General features: G+C 63.1%; 24 protein-coding genes and 1 pseudogene. 15 read left to right on the top strand and 10 right to left on the bottom strand.

Annotation, left to right across the window (positions count from 1 at the left end):
• Positions 1-3 precede the first annotated feature (3 nt).
• A complete protein-coding gene (locus ABVK50_RS24095; protein ID WP_353644184.1) occupies positions 4-1488 on the bottom strand; it encodes a carboxypeptidase M32 in 1485 nt (494 codons plus the stop codon).
• A gap of 834 nt (positions 1489-2322) precedes the next feature.
• On the opposite strand from ABVK50_RS24095, the gene ABVK50_RS24100 reads away from it, so the two are divergent.
• Positions 2323-2676 carry a DUF1304 domain-containing protein gene (locus ABVK50_RS24100; RefSeq protein ID WP_353644183.1) on the top strand — a complete coding sequence of 118 codons (354 nt, stop codon included), beginning with the start codon at positions 2323-2325 and terminating at the stop codon, positions 2674-2676.
• A gap of 67 nt (positions 2677-2743) precedes the next feature.
• Here ABVK50_RS24100 and ABVK50_RS24105 read toward each other — a convergent pair whose 3' ends face one another.
• From ABVK50_RS24105 to ABVK50_RS24135, 7 genes are all read right to left on the bottom strand, one after another.
• Positions 2744-3772, bottom strand: a complete 1029-nt coding sequence (locus ABVK50_RS24105; RefSeq protein WP_353644182.1) for a peptidoglycan -binding protein — start codon at positions 3770-3772, stop codon at positions 2744-2746.
• Position 3773: 1 nt separating this feature from the next.
• Positions 3774-4796, bottom strand: a complete 1023-nt coding sequence (locus ABVK50_RS24110) for a MotA/TolQ/ExbB proton channel family protein (RefSeq protein ID WP_353644181.1) — start codon at positions 4794-4796, stop codon at positions 3774-3776.
• 131 nt (positions 4797-4927) lie between these two features.
• Positions 4928-5617 carry a hemolysin III family protein gene (locus ABVK50_RS24115; protein ID WP_353644180.1) on the bottom strand — a complete coding sequence of 230 codons (690 nt, stop codon included), beginning with the start codon at positions 5615-5617 and terminating at the stop codon, positions 4928-4930.
• A gap of 64 nt (positions 5618-5681) precedes the next feature.
• The gene (locus ABVK50_RS24120; protein ID WP_353644179.1) at positions 5682-6482 is read right to left on the bottom strand and encodes an inositol monophosphatase family protein; all 801 of its coding nucleotides are present in this window, start codon (positions 6480-6482) and stop codon (positions 5682-5684) included.
• Positions 6483-6591: 109 nt separating this feature from the next.
• Positions 6592-7158: an elongation factor P gene (gene efp, locus ABVK50_RS24125; protein WP_008834647.1), complete on the bottom strand. Its 567-nt coding sequence runs from the start codon at positions 7156-7158 to the stop codon at positions 6592-6594.
• Positions 7159-7266: 108 nt separating this feature from the next.
• Positions 7267-8433 carry a sel1 repeat family protein gene (locus ABVK50_RS24130; RefSeq protein WP_353647052.1) on the bottom strand — a complete coding sequence of 389 codons (1167 nt, stop codon included), beginning with the start codon at positions 8431-8433 and terminating at the stop codon, positions 7267-7269.
• A 12-nt stretch (positions 8434-8445) separates the two neighbouring features.
• Positions 8446-9102: a thiamine phosphate synthase gene (locus tag ABVK50_RS24135; RefSeq protein WP_353644178.1), complete on the bottom strand. Its 657-nt coding sequence runs from the start codon at positions 9100-9102 to the stop codon at positions 8446-8448.
• 140 nt (positions 9103-9242) lie between these two features.
• Between ABVK50_RS24135 and ABVK50_RS24140 the strand changes: the two genes are divergently transcribed.
• The 5 genes and pseudogenes from ABVK50_RS24140 to ABVK50_RS24160 all read left to right on the top strand — a co-directional run bounded on the left by ABVK50_RS24140 (position 9243) and on the right by ABVK50_RS24160 (position 14442).
• Positions 9243-10013: a sulfite exporter TauE/SafE family protein gene (locus tag ABVK50_RS24140; RefSeq protein ID WP_353644177.1), complete on the top strand. Its 771-nt coding sequence runs from the start codon at positions 9243-9245 to the stop codon at positions 10011-10013.
• 131 nt (positions 10014-10144) lie between these two features.
• Positions 10145-11248 (top strand): annotated as a pseudogene (opgC, locus tag ABVK50_RS24145) (OpgC domain-containing protein); the annotation flags it as partial.
• Between the two features lie 122 nt (positions 11249-11370).
• Positions 11371-13011 carry an acyl-CoA synthetase gene (locus ABVK50_RS24150; RefSeq protein WP_353644176.1) on the top strand — a complete coding sequence of 547 codons (1641 nt, stop codon included), beginning with the start codon at positions 11371-11373 and terminating at the stop codon, positions 13009-13011.
• 133 nt (positions 13012-13144) lie between these two features.
• A complete protein-coding gene (locus ABVK50_RS24155; protein ID WP_353644175.1) occupies positions 13145-13558 on the top strand; it encodes a hypothetical protein in 414 nt (137 codons plus the stop codon).
• 347 nt (positions 13559-13905) lie between these two features.
• Entirely contained in the window at positions 13906-14442 is a 537-nt protein-coding gene (locus ABVK50_RS24160) for a DUF1465 family protein (RefSeq protein WP_353644174.1), read from the top strand.
• A 52-nt stretch (positions 14443-14494) separates the two neighbouring features.
• Here ABVK50_RS24160 and ABVK50_RS24165 read toward each other — a convergent pair whose 3' ends face one another.
• Complete coding sequence (locus ABVK50_RS24165) at positions 14495-14773, bottom strand: hypothetical protein (protein WP_353644173.1); 279 nt, start codon at positions 14771-14773, stop codon at positions 14495-14497.
• A gap of 264 nt (positions 14774-15037) precedes the next feature.
• Here ABVK50_RS24165 and ruvC point away from each other — a divergent pair, with 264 nt between their 5' ends.
• The 9 genes from ruvC (at position 15038) to ABVK50_RS24210 (ending at position 19234) form a co-directional block, all read left to right on the top strand.
• Positions 15038-15550 (top strand): crossover junction endodeoxyribonuclease RuvC, encoded by a 513-nt coding sequence (gene ruvC / locus ABVK50_RS24170; protein WP_353644172.1) that lies wholly within the window; start codon positions 15038-15040, stop codon positions 15548-15550.
• 73 nt (positions 15551-15623) lie between these two features.
• Positions 15624-15875, top strand: a complete 252-nt coding sequence (locus tag ABVK50_RS24175) for an AbrB/MazE/SpoVT family DNA-binding domain-containing protein (protein ID WP_353644171.1) — start codon at positions 15624-15626, stop codon at positions 15873-15875.
• A 2-nt stretch (positions 15876-15877) separates the two neighbouring features.
• Positions 15878-16291, top strand: coding sequence for a type II toxin-antitoxin system VapC family toxin (locus tag ABVK50_RS24180; protein WP_353644170.1), 414 nt, complete (start codon positions 15878-15880; stop codon positions 16289-16291).
• Positions 16292-16304: 13 nt separating this feature from the next.
• Complete coding sequence (gene ruvA / locus ABVK50_RS24185) at positions 16305-16925, top strand: Holliday junction branch migration protein RuvA (protein ID WP_353644169.1); 621 nt, start codon at positions 16305-16307, stop codon at positions 16923-16925.
• A 67-nt stretch (positions 16926-16992) separates the two neighbouring features.
• On the top strand, positions 16993-17277 hold the full coding sequence (locus ABVK50_RS24190) for an AbrB/MazE/SpoVT family DNA-binding domain-containing protein (protein ID WP_353644168.1): 285 nt from the start codon (positions 16993-16995) through the stop codon (positions 17275-17277).
• Entirely contained in the window at positions 17274-17681 is a 408-nt protein-coding gene (locus ABVK50_RS24195) for a type II toxin-antitoxin system VapC family toxin (protein ID WP_353644167.1), read from the top strand. Before ABVK50_RS24190 ends, ABVK50_RS24195 begins: the two co-directional genes overlap by 4 nt.
• The gene (gene ruvB / locus ABVK50_RS24200; RefSeq protein WP_353644166.1) at positions 17678-18715 is read left to right on the top strand and encodes a Holliday junction branch migration DNA helicase RuvB; all 1038 of its coding nucleotides are present in this window, start codon (positions 17678-17680) and stop codon (positions 18713-18715) included. The genes ABVK50_RS24195 and ruvB overlap by 4 nt, the downstream gene beginning before the upstream one ends.
• A 19-nt stretch (positions 18716-18734) precedes the next feature.
• Complete coding sequence (locus tag ABVK50_RS24205; RefSeq protein WP_353644165.1) at positions 18735-18935, top strand: hypothetical protein; 201 nt, start codon at positions 18735-18737, stop codon at positions 18933-18935.
• On the top strand, positions 18914-19234 hold the full coding sequence (locus ABVK50_RS24210; RefSeq protein WP_353644164.1) for a hypothetical protein: 321 nt from the start codon (positions 18914-18916) through the stop codon (positions 19232-19234). The genes ABVK50_RS24205 and ABVK50_RS24210 overlap by 22 nt, the downstream gene beginning before the upstream one ends.
• Here ABVK50_RS24210 and ABVK50_RS24215 read toward each other — a convergent pair.
• The gene (locus ABVK50_RS24215; RefSeq protein ID WP_353644163.1) at positions 19218-20468 is read right to left on the bottom strand and encodes a cellulase family glycosylhydrolase; all 1251 of its coding nucleotides are present in this window, start codon (positions 20466-20468) and stop codon (positions 19218-19220) included. The genes ABVK50_RS24210 and ABVK50_RS24215 overlap by 17 nt on opposite strands.
• Between the last annotated feature and the right edge of the window lie 180 nt (positions 20469-20648).

Raw genomic sequence — 20648 nt, forward strand, 5'->3', positions numbered from 1 at the left:
CCCCTAAGCGCCGTAGCGCTTCTTCAGATGCGCTGTGAAGTGCGCGGCGTTGAGCTTCTCGCCGGTGGCGCGCTCCATCAGTTCCGGCGTCGACCAGCGCGAGCCTTGCGACCAGATCTTTTCGTGCCGCCAGGCGGTGACCGTGTCGAACTTTCCTTTCGCAATCTCGTCGTCGACCGCCGGGTGCAGTGTCTCCAGTGCCGCCCATTGCTGCGCCGCCATCATCGCGCCCAGCGTGTAAGAGGGGAAATAGCCGAACGCGCCGCTCGGCCAATGCACGTCCTGCATCGGCCCGTCCTGCGGCGTGTCGACGGTGGAGAGGCCGAGATAATCGCGCATCTTGGCGTCCCAGGCTTCCGGCAGGTCGGCGGCTTTCAGCCGTCCGCTGACCAGCTCCTGCTCCAGCTCGAAGCGCAGGATAACATGCAGCGGATAGGTGACCTCGTCGGCGTCGACGCGGATCAGGCCCCGCTCGACCCAATGCACATGGGCTAAAATCTCGTCCTTCGCCCAGCGCTCGCCGAGATATTGCTCGACCAGCGGCAGCGCCCATTCCCAGAAGGCGGGGTTGCGGCCGAGCTGCTTTTCGACGAACAGGCTCTGGCTCTCGTGCATGGCCATGCCGCGCGCCTTGCCGAGCGGCCAGTGCGACCATGGCTTGGGCAGGTTCTGCTCGTACATGGCATGGCCGGTCTCGTGCAGCACGCCCATCAGCGCCGAGAGGAAATCGGAGGTCTTGTAGCGCGTTGTTATACGCACGTCGGTCGGCACGCCGCCGCAGAACGGATGGTGCGACACGGACAGGCTGCCATGGGTGAAGTCGAAGCCGACGGCCGCCATCATGGCGAGGCCGAGTTCGCGCTGCTTGTCGATCGGATAGATGCCCGACAGCGGCCGCAGCGGATTTTTGGCCAGCCGTTCCTCCTGCACCGCCAGCGCTTCAGGCACGAAGCCTTTCAGAAAAGCCTTCAGCTCGGAAAACACCGGAGCGATGTCGATCGCGCGATGGCCGGGATCGTACTGCTCCATCAGCGCATCATATGGTTGGAGGCCGAGGGCTGCGGCGCGCAGTTCCGCCTCCTCGCGCACCAGCGCGACAATGTTGTCCAGCGCCGGCAGGAAGCCAAACCAGTCGTTCTTGGCGCGCAGGTCGCGCCAGAGCTGCTCGGAGCGCAGCCGGGCCGTGGTCTGGCGCTCGACGAACTCCGTCGGCAGGCAGGTCATGTTGGTGTAGTGGCGGCGAAATTCCCGTAGTGCGGCTTGCTGATCCTCGTTGAGCGCTTCCTCTTCAGCCGCCGCGATCCAGTCGGCGATCTCAGGGGCGGTCGCGCGGGCGTGGTGCATGCCGGCGAGCGCCGACATCGCTTCCGCCCGCTTCTCGCCGCCGCCGACGGCCATATGCGTCGCCTCGTCTGCGCCGAGTATGGCGAGCGAATGCTCCAGCGCTTCGAGCTTGCGGCAAAGCTGGTCGATTTTTTCGAAGGACATGATGATTCCGATCGTTTGGGACGGAAGCGAAGGAACAGCAAGGGAAGGGCAATGGCAAGCCGCAACACCTCCTTCTCTTTGAGGGGAAGGGTCGATCCGCGCAGCGGATCGAATGGGGTTTCTGCGGCATGTGGAATGCGATTCTTCCTTCTCCCCTTGTGGGAGAAGGGAGAGGCGCACCTCATCGTCGCCACGCCCGCTTTTGCGTCTGGCCATTGGAGGTAGTCGGGAAGCGGGGCGCGAGGCCGTGCCTCCTAACTATAAGTAACGTGGCGCGAACCTCGCGCCCCGCCGGCGTTCTTGCCCTGGGAAGGAGGGTGCATTGGCGCACGCTGTCCTTCCCGTCGGGCCCGGACCTGGGGGCTCATCACCCAGCCGCGTCACCGATTCACGCGGCCGGCCCGGACGCCGCCTCCCGCCTCGCTCATCCGGTTCATGACCCGAGTTCCCGCGCGGGAGGTGGGCACAGGATAAGAGCGCTGCGAGGGGGTGTGGATGAGGGCAAGGAAAACATTCCTGACAGATGCTGACAGGGGGGCCCGGTTCTGGACCGCCGGAGCACCGCGTCGACCGGTACGGCAAGGATCCTGGGGTCTCCGCTACGTCGCTTCGCTCCTGCTCCGCCCCAGGATGACGAACGGAGGGGAGGCACCTCCCATCGCCGGCGTCACGACTGCCTAATCCGTAACATGGGAGTGACCACAGGACCCGAGCCATGCCCGTTCGGACGAAGCGACCTTTGAGAACGGGCGGTGTATATACTTGTGATATGTCGAACGGCGTATCGCCGAGCACTTGGAAACGTTTGAACTTCGCATAAAACGGGGGAGAAAAATGCTGGGCAACATCCTGATCGCCTTGGTGGCGGCGCTACACCTCTATTTCATGTATCTGGAAATGGTGGCGTGGGACACGCCAAGGGGTCACAAGGCGTTCGGCCTGACGCCGGAATTCGCCAAGGCCTCCAAGGTGCTGGCCGCCAATCAAGGCCTCTATAACGGCTTCCTGGCCGCCGGGCTGATCTGGGGGCTCTACCTCGGTGAGGCCGGCTTTGCCGTGACTATCTTCTTCCTGTTGTGCGTGATCATGGCAGGTGTATTCGGTGCCGCGACCGTCAGCCGCAAGATTCTATACGTGCAGGCGCTGCCGGCGGCGCTGGCGCTGTTGGCGCTTTTGATTGGGTGGTAGGCCGCGCCGCCCCTCATCCGGCCCTTCGGGTAACCTTCTCCCCGTAAACGGGGAGCAGGGAAGAGAGCTACCGTTCCGTCAGCTTCAGCTCGATGCGGCGGTTGCGGCTGCGCGCCTCCGCGGTGTCGGCGGTGTCGAGCGGCTGGAACTCGCCGAAACCGGCCGCGACCAGACGATTGGCCGGCACGCCGTTGTCGATCAGATATTTGACGACGGAGGTCGCGCGCGCCGTGGAAAGCTCCCAATTATCACGGTAGCGCCCGGTACCCGACAGCGGGCGGTTGTCGGTGTGGCCGTCGACCCGCAGCACCCAGTTGATCTCCGGCGGGATCTCCTTCTGCAGCTCGATGATCGCGCCGGCGAGCTTCTGCATCTCGGCTCGCCCCGCCTCGTTGATGACTTCCGAGCCGACCGGGAACAGCACCTCCGACTGGAAGACAAAGCGGTCGCCCACGATGCGGATGTTTTCGCGGTCCGACAGGATCTCGCGCAGCCGGCCGAAGAAATCCGAGCGGTAGCGATTCAGTTCCTGGACGCGCTGGGCCAGCGCGACGTTCAGCCGGCGGCCGAGATCGGCGATCTTGGTGTTGGATTCGCGATCGCGCTGCTCCGACACATCCAGCGCCTGTTCGAGCGCGCCGATCTGCTTGCGCAACGCCGCGATCTGCTGGTTGAGGAGTTCCACCTGCGACAGCGCCCGCTGGCTGAGCTGGCGCTCGCTGTCGAGCTCGCCGGTCAAGGCGCCGATCCGCTCTTCGGCCTGGGCACCGGCACCGGCGCCCTGGTCGAGAAGCTGCTGGAGCCTGCTGCGCTCTGCCTCCGCCACCGATAGCGAGGCCTGGAGATTAGCAAGCGCATCCTCGGCGTCCTGAGTGTTCGACTGCTCCAGCGCCAGTAGCTGCGTCAGCTCGTTGATCTGCGAGTTGAGGCGGGTGAGCACCTCGTCCTTGCCGGAGATTTCGCGGCTGAGCAGGAACTGCGCCAGCACGAACACCGAAAGCAGGAACATGATGGCCAGAAGCAGCGTCGACAGCGCGTCGACGAAGCCAGGCCAGTAGTCTACGCGGCGGTCGCGCCTCGCCCGTGCCAGCGCCATCCTAGCTCAGCTCCCGCTTCTTCAGCGCGTCGGCTATCTTTTCCAGCGTGTTGCGCATCGCCTTCTGCTCTTCCGACTGCGCCTCGACCCAGTCGCGCATGATCTGTTGCTCGGAGCGCATGTTCTTGACCAAGCCCGAAATGCCGTCGGCGAGGTTGGCCATCGCGGTGGCGACGCGGGGATTGGAGCCGCCGGCTTCCTGCAGGCTGCGCAGCCTTTCCGAAAGCGCCTTGATTTCGTCCGAGGAGCCGGCCTTGGCCGGATCGGCGACGATGATATCGGACGACAGATCGGTGACCGAGGACAGCCAGTTCTCCAGCTCGGTATAGAAGCGCGTCTGCGCCCGGCCGGCCTGCAGGTCGAGGAAGCCCAGCACAAGCGAGCCGGCGAGGCCGAACAGCGAGGACGAGAATGCCGTACCCATGCCGGCAAGCGGCGCGGCAAGGCCGGATTTCAAGGAATCGAGCACCGCCGCTGCATCGCCGGAGCCGGGATCGAGCGACTGGATCGTGTCGCCGATGGAGCCGATCGTCTGAAGCAGACCCCAGAAGGTGCCGAGCAGGCCGAGAAACACCAGGAGGCCGATCAGATAGCGCGAAATGTCGCGCGTCTCGTCGAGCCTGGTGGCGATGGAATCGAGCATGGTGCGCATCGAGCTCGTCGACAGCGCCATGGAGGTGGAGCGGCTGAGCAGCGCCTTCATCGGCGCAAGCAGTACCGGCTCGACCACCTCCGAGCCGGCGCGGAACGAGTTGACCCAGCGGATTTCGCGAAACAGCCGCAGCACCTGGATGAAGGCGAGCAGAATGCCGACCGCCAGCACGCCGAGGATCAGCCCGTTCAAACCGGGATTGGTGCCGAAAGCCGAGGAAATCTGCCGGGCAAGGATTGCCGCGATGAAGGCGACGATCGCCAGAAACACCAGCATTGAGAGGAGAAAGACCTGCGGACTCGACAGACGGTCGGGGTCGTACCCGCCGCTATCGGATGCCTCGCCCCCTCTGAATTTTCGCAAAAATGCCATGCGCCCCGAATCCCGTTCCGCGACCGAACTGATCGCAAGTCTGCCGCAATCAAACTGAGCGCGACTCTAAACGGAATTGTGACGAAATTGAAAGGCGCTGTGAGGCCGCGGCAGCAGCTGCGAGACGCGGATCAGAGGCGATCGATGACGAGAGTGTTGATCAGGGCCGCGAAATGCAGGCCGACGCCCGTCACCACGAAGCCGTGCCAGACCGCGTTCTGGAATCGCAGGCCTTTCCACACGAAAAAGATGACGCCGCAGGAATAGACGATGCCGCCGGCGACGATCAGAGCAATCGTCGTGGACGGAAGGATCTCCAGAATCGGCCGCAGGACAACGATGCCGCTCCAGCCGATCGCAAGATAGAAGATAATGGCGGCGCGATCGAAACGGCCGGGAAAGAGCATCTTGGCGGCCATGCCGAGGGCGGCGGCGGACCAGACGACCCCGAGCATCCCGCGCGCAAGCCAGACATCGTTCAATTGTGCGAGGAAGGGCGTGTAGGTCGCCGCGATCAGGAGATAGATCGCCGCATGGTCGAAGCGCCGCAATATCCATTTCGCAGGCGATATCGGCCAGAGATTGTAGGCGAGCGAGATCGACAGCACCGTCAGGACCGAGACGACGTAGAACGCCGCCGCAATGTATTCGCCCGGACCGGCACGAAAAGCCGACATCGCCAGCAGCGCCGAGCCGGCGGCGATCGCAAGCACGATCCCGACTGCGTGAACGATGCCGTCGGCGATCAGTTCGGCGCGCGAATAATGGAAGCGCCCCCTGAAGGGCACGTCGACTTGAACTGGTTTCGGCTCGCTCGTCATCTGCTCGATGGAGCTTATTTGACCGGTCGCCAGGCCGTTTTTCAAGCCTTGGGGGCGCGTCGGTTCAGCGCGGGGCGAGCGGCTTCTTGAGCGTCTTCAGGAGTGCGCGGTGGATGGTCTCGTTGCCGGCGACGATCGAACCGGTCTCGAACATGCCGTTGCCGCCGGCCGGGTCGCTGACGAAGCCGCCGGCCTCGCGGATCAGCAATATCCCCGCCGCCATGTCCCACGGCGACAGCGCGTGCTCCCAGAAACCGTCCATGCGGCCCGCCGCGACATAGGCGAGATCGAGCGCGGCTGAACCCAGCCGGCGAACGCCCGACACTTCGGCCATGACGTTGCGGAGCTCGATAAGGTAGTTGCCGTGATGGCCGCGCCCGAGATGCGGTACGCCGGTGCCGATGACAGTATCGGTGAGTTTGGTGCGGCTGGCCACGCGCAGCCTGCGGTCGTTCATGAAGGCGCCGCCGCCGCGTTCGGCGGTGTAGAGCTCGTCCATGGCCGGATTGTAGATCACGCCGGCGACGATCTGGCCCTGACGCTCAAGCGCCATCGAGATCGAGAAGATCGGCAGGCCGTGCAGGAAATTGGTGGTGCCGTCGAGCGGATCGACGATCCAGCGGTGCTGGTCATCCTCGCCTGCAACCACTCCGCGCTCCTCCATCAGGAAGGCGTAGCCTGGGCGGGCGCGGGACAGTTCGGCGTGGAGTATCTCTTCGGCCCTGTGGTCGGCCTGGCTGACGAAGTCGCCCGGCCCCTTCAGCGACACCTGCAGGTTCTGCACCTCGCCGAAATCGCGCGCCAGCGAGCGGCCGGCCTTCATGGCGGCCTGGACCATGACGTTGAGGATCGCTGAACGGGGCATGGCAGGGTCGCTTTTCGTTGGAAATGGGCAGGAGGCAATATAGGCAGTCGGCAGTCGGGATATGGAATTCTTCTACTGCCTATCGCCAGCTGCCTACTGCCTGATCTTTTCAGTCGGCGCGGCGGACGTAGGTGATCTCGTTGGTGTCGACGACGATCTTCTCGCCCGACGAGATGAAGGGCGGCACCAGCACGCGGATACCGTTTTCGAGCAGCGCCGGCTTGTAGGATGAAGCCGCCGTCTGGCCCTTCACGACCGGGTCTGCCTCGGTGATGGTCAGCGTAACCTGGTCGGGCAGCGAGATGCCGATCGGGCGTTCGTCATAGAGTTCGACGGTGACCATCATGCCGTCCTGCAGGAAAGCGGCGCGGTCGCCGACAAAATCCTTCTGCAGTTCGAGCTGTTCGTAGCTCTCTGTGTCCATGAACACCAGCGCATCGCCCTGCTCGTAGAGATAGGAAAAATCCTTCTGCTCGAGACGGATCTTTTCCACCGTCTCGGCGGAGCGGAAACGCTCGTTGAGTTTGGTGCCGTTGATCAGGTTTTTCAGCTCGACCTGGTTATAGGCGCCGCCCTTGCCGGGCTTCACATGATTGGTCCTGACCGCCACCCAGAGGCCGCCATCATGCTCGATGACGTTGCCGGGACGGATTTCGTTGCCGTTGATCTTGGCCATTTTTCGCTATTCCGGAGGTTTGTACGCCGACAGGCGGTTTCGGCGCCTCCAAGACCACAAATCGGCTAAAGAGGCAAGGGATCGAAGGAAATCCCGGGCGCGGGAGCGCTACCGCAGCCTGTTGGCGCGTTCCAGGCCCTTCTTGAGCTCTTCGTCGGTGAGACCGTCGAAGAAATCCTCCATTTCGGGATCGGTGAGCCCGGCGCGCCGGGCGAGAATGTACCAGGCTGCAGCCGCAATCGGGTCCGGATCGACACCGAGCCCTTTCATATAGAGCTTGGCGAGACGGTTCTGCGCCGCGACATTGCCGCCCGCGGCCGCCCGCCTCATCCAGCCGAACCCTTCCTGCATATTGCGCCCGCCGCCGCGCCCGTCGATCAGCCAGGTGCCGAGATCGAGCTGCGCGGTGTCGAAATTCTGCCGCGCCGCCAGAACCAGCCAGCGCCGCGCTTCCTTCTCGTTTCTGGCCTTGCCTCCGACGCCGTTGGCGCAAATCTGCGCCATGGCGTATTGCGCGTCGGCAAGACCGGACTTTGCCGCGTGCTCGTAATAGGAGACCGCCTTTTCCAGTCCTTTGGCCCCGGTCTCGCGATCGACCAGCATCTGCGCGAAATTGAACTGCGCCAGGCGGTTTCCGGCTTCGGCGGCGGCCTGCATGAGCGCATAGGCGCCTTGCGGATCCTTCTTCACGAAACGCCCGTCGAGGAGCATCAGCGCATACTGGAACTGCGCCTCCGGAACGCCCTGCTCGGTAGCGCGAGCGTACCATTTTGCGGCCTCGGCCTCGTTGCGCGCCATGCCAAGCCCGCGCGACAGGATCTCGGCGACCAGCGTCTGCGCGGCCGGGTCGCCGTTTTCGGCTCGCACCAGCGCCAGATTGTAGGCGGTCTTTGTGAGCCCGCGCTGGAATGCACCAAATGCTGCATCGGCAGGCTTGGCGCCGAAGCGCGCCGGATCAGGCTTGCCGTCGGCGGTGCGGGGGCCGCCGAACCGCGTTGGGTCGATGCCTAGCGGCTTTACTCCTGCGGGCAAGGGTCCGGATGCTGCCGGAGCGGCGGGGTCTTCGATCACCGTGGCGGGGGTGTTTGCCAATGGCTCTGGTGTGACGTCTTTCTGCGCCGGCTCCGCAGGAGCTTCCGCAGGCAATTTCGTTTCCGGCGCGGCCTTTTGTGCCGGTGCGGGATCGGCCGGCGCGGCGGTTTGCGCATGGACGCCGGAGGCAGTCGCCGAGAGCAGCGCCAGCGCCGTGAGCCATACCCGGACGGACGATTGCAGTACAGTCAAAACCTACTCCTCGAACCGTGGCGCCGTCTCGTCGAGAATGGCGTTGGCGCGCGTGACGGCCTGTTCGGGATCGACGCCTTCGCCGAATACGGCGCTGGACAGCGCAACGAACTCGCATCCGGTTTCCGCCACCGTTTCGACCGAAGCGATGTCCGAGCCGGCCATGACGATGCACGGTATCTCGATCATCTCGGCCCACCATTGTCCGAGCGCCAGGTTGCGGTTGTGCGGCTCGGGCTTATTGTCGTAGCCGAAGCGGCCGAAGAACATGTAATCGGGACGCGCCTCGCCCAAATCCAGCGCATCGTCGCGGGTCTTGGCCCCGCCCACGCCGACCGTCATCCGGTCCTGGAACCGCTCGATCGCCTCCTCGAGTGCTGCCCGCCCGGTTTCGAGATGCAGGCCGTCCGCCCCGACCCGGCCGGCAATGCGCGTATCTTCGGCGATGATGGCAGCGATGTTAGCCGCCTGCGCCACGGGCACTATCCGCTCGGCGAAGGCCTGGAACGAGGCTTCATCGAGTCCGTAGGCGGGCAATATGATCGAGGCGATGTCGCCGCCCGAAATCGCGGCGCGCAAGCGCTGCTCGAACGCCGCGGCGTCCTCGCCGGGCGGAGCGATCAGCACGATGCGGCAGCGGTTTGGCGGTGTGACGGGCATTCTTTGGCTTTCTGTCGGTTCCCATGCAGCGGGATCGTGGTTGGATTTGGGCATAGACCAAGGCAGGTCGCTTGAACAGGGTTTGCGCCTCTCGCCGAATCGCCGCCGTCGCGATATTGCGGGACCGCGAAAGGCCTTCCATGCACGCGCTGCTCACCGATCCGTGGTTCTACGCTGCCGCCATTCCGGCCGTCATCCTCGTCGGCCTGTCCAAGGGCGGCTTCGGCGGCGCGGTGGGCTTTGTCGGCGTGCCGCTGATGGCGCTGGTCATGCCGCCGGTTCAGGCCGCCGCGATCCTGCTGCCAATCCTGGTCTTGATGGACATGGTCTCGCTGTGGACCTGGCGCGGCGTGTTCGACCGGCTGACGCTGGCGACGATGCTGCCCGGCGCGATGGCCGGGATCGGCCTCGGCTGGCTGACGGCAGCGCTCGTCACCGCCGATATGGTGCGCTTCATCGTCGGCGCCGTCGCAATCGTGTTCGTCGCACGCTGGGTCTATCAGCAGTTCAGACACGGCTCCGCGTATGCCGCCTCTCCCAACCGGCTGGCCGCTGCCTTTTGGGGGGCAGTCGCCGGCTTCACCAGCTTCGTCGCCCATGTCGGCGGTCCGCCTTTTCAGGTCTATGCGCTGCCCCTCCGCATGGATCCGAAAGTGCTGACGGGCACCGGCGCGATCTTTTTTGCGGTCACCAATGCGGTCAAGCTGGTTCCCTATTTTGCGCTGGGGCAGTTCGACATGACCAATCTGACGGCATCGGCCGTGCTGATGCCGATGGCGCCGCTCGCTACGCTTGCCGGCGCATGGCTCGTGCGCCGCATGCGGCCGGAAGTGTTTTATCCCTTCACCTACGCCACGGTTGCGCTCATCGGGGTCAAGCTCATCTGGGACGGTGTCATCCAAATGTTTTGACGGTGAATTATTTTGTGAAGGGGGAGGCGCACAAATTCGCCCCTTTCGGGCAGCTTCTGCATGGTGGATTTCGTCGCGCCCGCCGATTCGGATTGCGAGAAGCCGCCCGAATGAATGTCACGGAAGAAGCCATGGCCGCGATGACTGTCAGCCCTCCGTCCCGGGACACCCGCATCGACGTTTTCCGTGCGCTGGCCCTGCTGACGATCTTCGTCAATCATGTGCCGGGCACCGTATTCGAACACTTAACCCTCAAGAATTTTGGCTTTTCCGACTCGGCCGAAGCCTTCGTCCTGATCTCCGGCATCGCCGTCGGCATGGCTTACGGACTGAAGTTCCAGCCGGGCAACAGGCTGCTGATCGCGCTCAAGGCGTGGCGCCGGGCAGGCGTGCTCTACGTGGCGCACGTCATGACGACGGTGGCGACGCTGGCGATCTTCTCGGCCGCTGCGCTCTACTTCACGCGGCCCGACCTTCTGAAGTTGATCAACATCCAGAGGATCATCGAGGACACGCCGGAAGCTTTGCTCGGCATCGCCACGCTCGGCCATCAGATCGGCTACAACAACATACTGTCCATGTATGCTGCGGTGCTCCTGATGATGCCGTTCTTCCTGCTGCTGGGCAGCGTCAATCTTGGCCTGATGGTGTTTGTTTCGGGAGTGGTCTGGCTGCTTGCCGGCATCTATCAGATAGCGCCCGCCAATTACCCTGCGGAAGGCCTATGGTTCCTCAACCCCCTGTCCTGGCAGTTTCTCTTTGTCATCGGCATCGCCGCGCTGGTGCATGTCCGGCGCGGCGGCGAAATCCGCTTCAACTGGTATCTGGTCTCCCTGGCCGTCGCTTATCTCATCTTTGCGCTGGTTTGGGTCCGGCTGCCGCTGTGGGGCGCGGAGAAGTCGGTGGCCCTGCCTGCTGTGCTGGCCGGCTTCGACAAGACATTCCTGTCGCTGTCGCGGCTTCTGCACATTCTCTCGCTCGCCTACCTGATCGCTGTGGTTCCGGCGCTATCGAACCTCGCGCGGACCGGCCCCGGCAATCCGCTGGCGGTTCTCGGCAAGCACTCCTTGCCGGTGTTCATTGCCGGGACCATTCTGGCGATGATCGGGCAGGTGATGAAGGCCGTCAGCCCTGGCGGCTTCGCCTACGACGCCGTCCTGATCTCGACCGGCATCGCGCTGCAATTCGCCTTCGCCTACTATCTCGAATGGCTGCCGAAGATCGGCTGGGGCCGAAGCCAGGCCGACCGGAAAACACCTCGCGCTCAATACGGCATGCTGACCATCGTATCGGATGACGGAGCCGAAAGCTCCCGCTATAAATCCCCCGAAACATCTGGTTTTCAGGGGAAATATCAGTGGCAAGCATCTATGACAGCGGACTGGACCGGAACAAAGCGAACTTCCAGCCGCTGACGCCGCTCACCTATCTCGAGCGTGCGGCCAAGACCTATCCCGACCAGACCGCCATCATTCATGGCAGCCTGCGCCTCTCCTACCGGGACTTCTGGCGCCGGTCGCTGCAACTCGCCTCCGCGCTGGCGCAGAAGGGTGTCGGCAAGGGCGATACGGTGACGGTGATGCTGTCCAACACGCCGGCCATGCTGGAGGCGCATTTCGGCGTGCCAATGGCCAAGGCAGTGCTGCATTCGCTGAACACAAGGCTCGACGCCGCGGTGATCGCCTTCCAGCTCGATCATGCCGAGACGAAGGTTCTGATCGTCGACCGCGAGTTTTCCGCGGTCGTGAAGGAGGCGCTGGCGCTCGCCAAGGTGCGGCCGCTGGTCATCGACTACGACGACCCGGAATACGCAGCCGACGCTCCATATCCCAAAGGCGAACGCATCGGCTCCCTGGACTACGAGGCGTTCGTTGCGGACGGCGATCCGGACTTTGCCTGGTCCATGCCGGATGAAGAATGGGACGCGATCTCGCTAAACTACACGTCCGGCACCACCGGCAATCCGAAGGGCGTAGTCTACCACCATCGGGGCGCGGCGCTGATGGCCTACGCCAACACCATCCATGCCGGCATGGGCAAGCACCCGGTCTATCTGTGGACGCTGCCGATGTTCCACTGCAACGGCTGGTGTTTTCCATGGACACTGGCAGTGCAGGCGGGCACGCATGTCTGCCTGCGATGGGTGCGGGCGAAGGCCATGTACGATGTCATCGCCGACCACAGCGTCACCCATCTCTGCGGCGCACCGATCGTAATGTCGACGCTTATCAATGCGCCGGATGCAGAGAAGCGGGAGTTTCCGCAGACGGTGACCTTCAACACCGCGGCTGCTCCGCCGCCGGAGGCTGTGCTTTCCGGCATGGCCGATGCGGGCTTCGCCGTAACGCATCTCTATGGGCTGACCGAGACCTACGGTCCCGCCGTCGTCAATGAGTGGCACGCCGATTGGGACAATCTCGACAAGGGCCCGCGCACCGCAAGAAAGGCACGCCAGGGCGTGCGTTACGCAGCACTTGAGGCGCTGACGGTGCTCGACCCCGAGACGATGGAGCCGACGCCGGCCGACGGCGAGACAATCGGCGAAGTCATGTTCCGCGGCAACATCGTCATGAAGGGCTATCTGAAGAACCGGCAGGCGACCGACGAAGCCTTCGCGGGAGGCTGGTTCCATTCCGGCGACCTCGGCGTGATGCACCCGGACGGCTACATCCAGCTCAAGGATCGGTCGAAGGACATCATCATTTCGGGCGGCGAGAACATTTCGTCGATTGAGGTCGAGGACGCACTCTACAAGCATCCGGCCATCGCCTCCTGCGGCGTGGTTGCGCGGCCGGACGACAAATGGGGCGAGACGCCGGTCGCCTATGTCGAGCTGAAGCCCGGCAGGACGGCGACCGAGGCGGAGATCATAGAGCATTGCCGCACACTTCTGGCGCGCTTCAAATGTCCGCGGACGGTGATCTTCGCGGAGATTCCCAAAACCTCGACCGGCAAGATCCAGAAATTCCGGCTGCGCGAACTGGCCAAGGCTCTGTAGCGGCTATGTAACCGCGCATACGCGGCGGCCCGCACGAGCGACATGGTCCCGAAACAATGCTGATGCAAAAGGCCAGTCGACGCAGTAAAATGCGACGCGGCCGCGGAGGAGGCTCAGTAAAAGGGGAACCACAATGCACGGGATAGCACGCAATTTCTTCACATTGGCTATCATCTATTCTGTTCTCGGAATGGTGCTTGGCCTGTCCATGGCCATGAGCCACGACCATGCGCAACTGCCGACGCATGCGCACATAATGGTTGTCGGGTGGTTGATGTCGGCTGTATTCGCTTTCTTCTATCATCTGGTGCCGGCAGCACGCATCTCCAGGCTGGCGACGATCCACTTCTGGCTGGCGGCGGTCAGCAGCATCGGAATGTTTGTAGGGCTTTTCGTGCTTTATGGCGGCAACCCCTCGATCGAGCCTCTGCTCGGCATCAGCGCGATGGCCTATTTTGTGGCGACGCTGCTCTTCGCCTTCATCGCTCTCTCCGCACTCTGGAGAAGCGAGGAGGCCAGAGCGGCAAGCCCCGTGGCGACGCATTGACGAAAATTTTTCGCTGATTTTCTGCGGGCTGTTAACCGCTCGTTAAGCTTTACGGGCGTTTACTATGGCATCCAGTGATCTGGATTCTTACCGAGTGGTTTGGAGCCACTTCGTTTGACGCCTCCCTGTTAAACTCCTGAGAGCCGCTTTTCAGCGGCTCTTTTTTTGGCGCGACGCTCCTTCTGTGGACAACCCGGCCGCGCTTGCCCGCGTTAACCTTCTGTTAAACATGTGCTTGCCTTCAATCATGCACGGGCGCATTTTCGCGCAACGGTATCGTATAGGTTCGGAACACGCCGGCGGGCTGCCAACAGGGCATGCGGCGGTTTCAGGAATGCAGGGGCGACATGATAATCGAGGCTTCGAAAGGCGGCGCGAAGACTGTCAGGCTGGCGGAACGCCGGATTTTTTCGCAATCCTTCAAGCCGCTCTACAATGAGGGCATGGGGCTGGTCGAACAGGCTGCCGAATATCTCGACGGCCAAGGCCGCGCCGAAGCCAAGAAGCTGTCGCGGCTGGCGGCGACGCTCTACGCCGCCGAATCGATGCGACTCACCACCCGCCTGATGCAGGTCGCCTCGTGGCTGCTGCTGCAGCGCGCCGCCAATTCAGGCGAGATGACCCGCGACCAGGTCGCCTCGGAGAAATCCAAGGTGCGGCTCGACACCGCTTCGGCTCACGGCGACGCGGCCGGCTGGAACGAACTGCCGGAAGCCTTTGTCGACCTGGTGAACCGTTCGCTGAGACTCCAGGCGCTGGTGCGCCGGATGGACGAAGAGATCTACGGAGCCGGGGCCAACCCTACCGCCACCCCCGCCAGCCGGCGCAGCAACCCGGTCTCGGACCAGATCACGCTTCTGAACACGGCTTTCGCCCGCGGCTGACCGGTTCGCCGCCAACCAAAACAGCCGGTTTCCTCACCGGCTGCCTCTCTCCTCACCTGAAATCCTCCGACGGCGGCTTTCTCCGGCGCTTGCGCGGCGCAGGAGGCCCGATGGAGCCTGCTGGCCTTTCGGGATTCACGCCCGGCCAGTTGCGGGCGCAGACCCGCCGCAGATCGTTTCGCACGAGCGGACTCTCCAGGATTTCGACGGCTTCCGGGTAGCCCTCCTTAATGAGCGCGGCGATGATGGTGATCGGCTCGAGGTGCAGCCCGCTCGCCGCAAGCTCGTAAGCCCGGCTGTAGATATAGTCTTCGCGCTCATCGCGAGTCACAACTGCCCCCTTGGCCTCGCATCCATACCAGGCTGAACGGCAGATGTAGGCGGTTCCGTCGCGTAAACATCGTATTAGACGAATGGCGGATGAACCGGCGGAGATGTCGACAGGGACAAGGGGCATTCCGCCGGTTCAACTGCAACCCGCCAGAGGCAAAGTGTCAGCCATCGCAAACGTGGCGGGCGGCAATCGGTTCCCTGTTCTCGGTCAGTCCACAGGGTTTTTCTGACAAGCGCGCCCGGCGCGGTTAGATTCGTCCGCATGAACGGCGCGATTCGCATCTTAGGCATCGATCCCGGGCTTCGGCGCACCGGCTGGGGCGTCGTCGAGACGCTCGGCAATTCGCTGCGTTTCGTTGCTTCGGGCACCGTGCGCTCCGATGAGAAGGCTTCGCTGGCGGTGCGGCTCTGTCAGCTGCATGAGGGTCTCTCCGAGATATTGCGCGCCCAACTGCCGCATGAAGCGGCGGTCGAGGCGACCTTCGTAAATCGGGACGCGGCCGCCACGCTGAAGCTCGGCCAGGCGCGCGGCGTTGCCATGCTGGTGCCGGCGCTCGCCGGCCTCGCTGTCGCCGAATATGCGCCGAATGCCGTCAAGAAGGCGGTGATCGGCGTCGGCCATGGCGACAAGAAGCAGATCGCCATGATGGTGAAGGTGCTGATGCCCAAGGCAATCTTCGACAGCGAGGATGCCGCCGACGCGCTGGCGATCGCCATCTGCCATGCGCATCATCGGCAAAGCGCGGTGTTCAAGCTGGCGGCGCTCGCGGGGTGACCATCTGGAGCATGTTCTTGACTTGTTCCGTAGGTCGGAATATTCCTTACTTGTAAGAGGATGGGAGCATTCTATGCGCGTGACGAGCAAGGGCCAGGTGACGATACCGCGGGATTTGCGCGAGACGTTCGGCATTCATCCCAACAGCGAGGTCATCTTCGGCGTCGAGGATGGAAAGATCACCATTGTTCCCAAGGATGACGAGCGGCGGCTGGCTGACCGTGGCCGGCTTGACCACTTCCTGGCGGCTCTGGATCGCCTTGAAGGAACCGGCGATCAGACAATGGATGCCCAAGACGTCATGGCGTTGACGCGGGACCGCTGAGCGTGGCGACTCTTGTCGATACCAACATCCTGATCGACATCGCCGTTCGCGACCCGATCTGGCTGAAATGGTCGCGCTCACAATTGGCTAGCATGCGCAGACGCGGCGGCGTCATCATCAACCAGATCATCTACTCCGAGTTTTCGATGCGCTATGACACGATCGACGAAGTCGACAGCATACTTCCCGAAGAAGAGTTTCTGCGCGAGGGGCTACCCTGGGAAGCCGCCTTCGCCGCCGCAAGGGCGTTTGCGCGCTACCGCCGGCTGGGCGGCTCCCGCGAAAGGGTATTGCCGGACTTCTGGATCGGAGCGCATGCCGCCATCCGTGGCTATGCCATCCTGACACGCGATCCAACCGGATACAGAACGTATTTTCCGGGCGTGGAACTCGTTGCCCCGGATACCCATCCATGAGCTTGAGGCATCCATGATCGGCAAGCTCAAAGGCACGCTCGACGAGATCGACGAGGACCACTGCATCGTCGACGTGCATGGCGTCGGCTATGTCGCCTTCTGCCCGGCGCGCACGCTTGCCGCCCTGCCCTCGCCCGGCGAGGCGGTGACGCTTTTCATCGAGACCTATGTGCGCGAGGACATGATCCGGCTCTACGGCTTCCGGACCGCGCTGGAGCGTGAGTGGTTCCGCATGCTGATGAACAATGTGCAGGGCGTTGGCGCCAAAGTGGCGCTGGCGATCCTGTCGACGCTCGCTCCTTCCGACCTCGCGAATGCGATCGCGCTGAGGGACATCGCCACGGTTTCCCGGGCGCCGGGCGTGGGGAAGAAGGTCGCCGAGCGCATCGTCACCGAACTGAAGAACAAGGCGCCGGTTTTTGCCGGAACGGCGTCGGGAACGATCGGGCTGAAGCAGGAGCTTGGCGAGGGCGTTGCACCGGCGCCGGTCGCCGACGCGGTCTCGGCGCTTACCAATCTCGGCTATTCACGCGATATCGCGGCGAATGCGGTCGCGGCAGCGATGAAAAGCGCAGGCGACGGCGCGGATTCGGCCAGGCTGATAAGGCTGGGGTTGAAGGAACTGGCGCGGTGAGCAATTGCCGGACTGAGGATTTCTTACTATTATCTGGTTGGTAAGAAATTTTCGTAGGAGTCGGAAAATGGGTGGGTATGCTACGTTATCGTCGAAAGGCCAACTCACAATTCCCAAGGACGTCCGGGATGAGTTGGCGCTTGCGCCTGGTGACAAGGTCGTCTGGACCGTGGTGGACGACCATCTCGTCGGGACGCCGAAGAACCTGAATTTTGCCGATCTTGCCGGATTTCTCGGTGATCCCCCAGGCGGACCGGCAACGCTCGAGGAAATAGATGCGGCTGTCAGGGAAGCCGTCGGGCGGCATGTTGCCGGCGACGATGATCGCAACGACCGCGAGGACGCCGCGTGACGCAGGTAGGAATCGACACCAACATTTTGCTGCGAATGGTGCTCAACGACGACCCGCAACAGCGCGCCAAGGCTCTTCAATTCGGCAATGGTTTAACGCCGGAAAGTCCAGGTTACATCAGTCTGATAGTTCTGGTTGAGTTCAACTGGTCACTCGTTTCGCGTTATCGGCAGCCAAGGAAGCAGGTGTTGGCCGCCATCCATAGGCTCATCAGGACGAGATCGCTTGTATTCGAGAGCCATAATGCCGTGGTTCGCGCCTTGGAGCGGTCGAACAACAACGCAGGTATAGATTTTGTCGACGCGCTGATCGCTGAGCATAATCGCGAACAGGGCTGCTCGCATACTGTTACATTCGACCGCGCGGCCGCTTCGAGAATCCCGGCTATGGAACTTCTCACATGAACACCGCCCCCCGCCTCGTCTCTTCCGACCCGCGCGGCGAAGACGCCGACGCGACGCTGCGCCCGCAGACACTCGACGAATTCGTCGGGCAGGCGGCGGCGCGGGCCAACCTGAAGGTCTTCGTGGAGGCGGCCAAGGGCCGCGGCGAGGCGCTCGACCATGTGCTGTTCGTCGGCCCCCCCGGCCTCGGCAAGACCACGCTCGCCCAGATCATGGCGCGCGAACTCGGCGTCAACTTCCGTTCGACCTCCGGCCCGGTCATTGCCAAGGCCGGCGATCTGGCCGCGCTGCTGACCAATCTCGAGGAGCGCGATGTCCTGTTCATCGACGAGATCCACCGGCTGAGCCCGGCAGTCGAGGAAATCCTCTATCCGGCAATGGAGGACTATCAGCTCGACCTGATCATCGGCGAAGGTCCTGCCGCGCGTTCGGTAAAGATCGACCTTGCCAAGTTCACGCTGGTCGCCGCCACGACGCGGCTCGGCCTGCTGACGAATCCGCTGCGCGACCGTTTCGGCATCCCGGTCAGGCTCAATTTCTATTCTATCAAGGAGCTGGAGATGATCGTGCGGCGCGGCGCGCGCATTTTGGGCATGCCGCTCGGCGACGACGGCGCGCTGGAGATCGCCCGGCGCGCGCGGGGGACGCCGCGCATCGCGGGGCGACTGTTGCGCCGGGTGCGAGATTTCGCCAGCGTCGCCGGCGCGGGCCATGTGTCCCGCAAGGTGGCCGACGAGGCACTGACCCGCCTCGAAGTCGACGCGCTCGGCCTCGACCAGCTCGACCGGCGCTATCTCTCCATGATCGCGCAGAATTTCGGCGGCGGACCGGTCGGCATCGAGACGATCGCGGCCGGGCTTTCCGAGCCGCGCGACGCCATCGAGGACATCATCGAGCCCTACCTGATCCAGCAGGGCTTCATCCAGCGCACGCCGCGCGGCCGGGTACTGACCGCCAATGCCTGGAAACATCTCGGGCTGGAAGCCCCGAAGGATCTCGCCATCCAGCAAATTAGTCTTTTTGAGGACGACTAATCTGATGGCGCAAAGGCGCATGATCACACTCGACGCCGGTCGCGACCATTTCAGTTATCGCGTCGCCGGGCTCGCAGTCGAGGATGGGCATGTCCTGCTGCACTCGGCCGCGCACGAATCCTTCTGGACGCTGCCTGGCGGTCATGCGGAACTTGGCGAGGACTCCGCTGCCACACTTTGCGGGAAATGGCCGAGGAAATGGGACTCGCCGTCGAGGTAGGCCGCCTGTTCTTCGTGATCGAGAATTTCTTCGTCTATCGCGGACGCGACTACCACGAGTTGCTCTTCATTCACCAAATGACTCTGCCTGCCGGATTTCCGAGAACCAGGGACCAAACTGTCCACCTTCTCAGGGAAGGAAACAACGAGCTCGAGTTCCGCTGGCTGATGGCGAACGAAGACAATCTGTCGAGGATCGGACTGCTTCCGGCGTTCTTGCGCCGGCAGATAGCCGCTTTGCCCTCAGGCACCGAACATATCGTTTGGCGTGAGAAGCCATTCGTCAGTCCAGCGTCCTGACCATCTCCATCACATCCGGCTCGGCTTTTCGTCCCTCGAACTCCTCTACGATGCCGAATGCCCCGCCATAGGACCAGAGCGCCCAGGCGAAGCCATGCTTTTCGGCGCGGGCGATCATGTCCCTTGCATAGGCGGCGCGTGAGGCGGCTGGCATGACGAAGGGGTTCTCCCACTCCTGGCGGATCATGCCGAACTCGCCGAGGAAGATGTTTTCCGGCTTCACATCGTGTTCCGACGCCCATTTGGCGACCGTGTCGAACGGCTCGTCCATAATCGCCGACAGTTCCTCCTCGGTATCCATCAAGGCGATCTGCTCGTCGAGATAGGCGAGCATGCCGCTACGGCGCGACCAGGGCGCTTCGGCCTCGATCGTTTTCCGAACCTTTTCCAATGCGGCGTCAAGTTCGGCGCGGGGCACAGCGTAAGGCGGGTAGGGCAGCCCGGTAACATAGCGGATGAAATCGCCGGCCCAAGTGGCGCCTTGCGTCGTCAGCAGGAAGGGCGAATAGGAATGAAAGGTCCAGATGATATTGCCGTTGGGAAAGTCCTTCGGGTCGATCTTGGCCAGGCCTTCGGCACCGGCCCAGCAGGCGCCGCTCAGCACCAGCGTCAGCCGTGTCGCGGACGAACGCGCCGCCGCGTAGAGCCGCTTCAGGCGCTCAGGCCAGAGGTTGGCGCCGTCCTCTTCGCAGTCGAGCACCGGCTCGTTCATCAGTTCGAAGGCGACCAGCGAAGGGTCTTCCTTCGACAGGGTGCGCGCCATGACTCGGATAAAGTCGACATAACCGTCGAACACTGCGGGATCGTTCATGACGGCGGTCATGTCGACTGCGCGATTGTCGCCGGCCGGGAAAAGATGCATGTCGACGACCGCCTTCAGGCCGGCCTGGTTGACCAGTCGGACTGATTCCAGGATCGAGGCAAAAAGCTTGTCCCGGAACCCGAGGGTCGTGTCGGAAAGGAAGGGCGAGGGGTCGACGGGGATGCGGGCGAAGTCGAAGCCGGCATCCTTCAATGCGATGAGGTCGCTCTCCCGGAGGCTTTTGCGCCATTCCGGAAAAGGCAGGATCGCAGCCTCCTCGCCCCATTTCGTCTCGTCGGGCCAAGTCGTCCAGATGTCGAGGTTGATGCCGCGCTTCATGGAAAAATCGGCCGCGCTCGCCGGCGCCCCCAGAAGGGCGACCAGCGCCAGCGTCAGAAGAAAGTTCCTGATCGTTGTCGCCAATAATGCCATCCGGGTCTGCCTTGTTGCCGGATTTTACCTGTCAGTTCGGCCCGAAAAAGGAAAGCGTCATGACGGATCATGGTGAATCGGATTTTTGCCTGCGGCTGAACAAGCAACCCAGTGGTGGGCATGTTCGTTGGCTCAATGGCCAGATTAACCTTCTTTATAATCCGTCGTTCTCACATCGTT

Origin of the sequence: Mesorhizobium sp. WSM2240 (assembly GCF_040438645.1) — a bacterium.
Lineage (GTDB): Bacteria > Pseudomonadota > Alphaproteobacteria > Rhizobiales > Rhizobiaceae > Allomesorhizobium.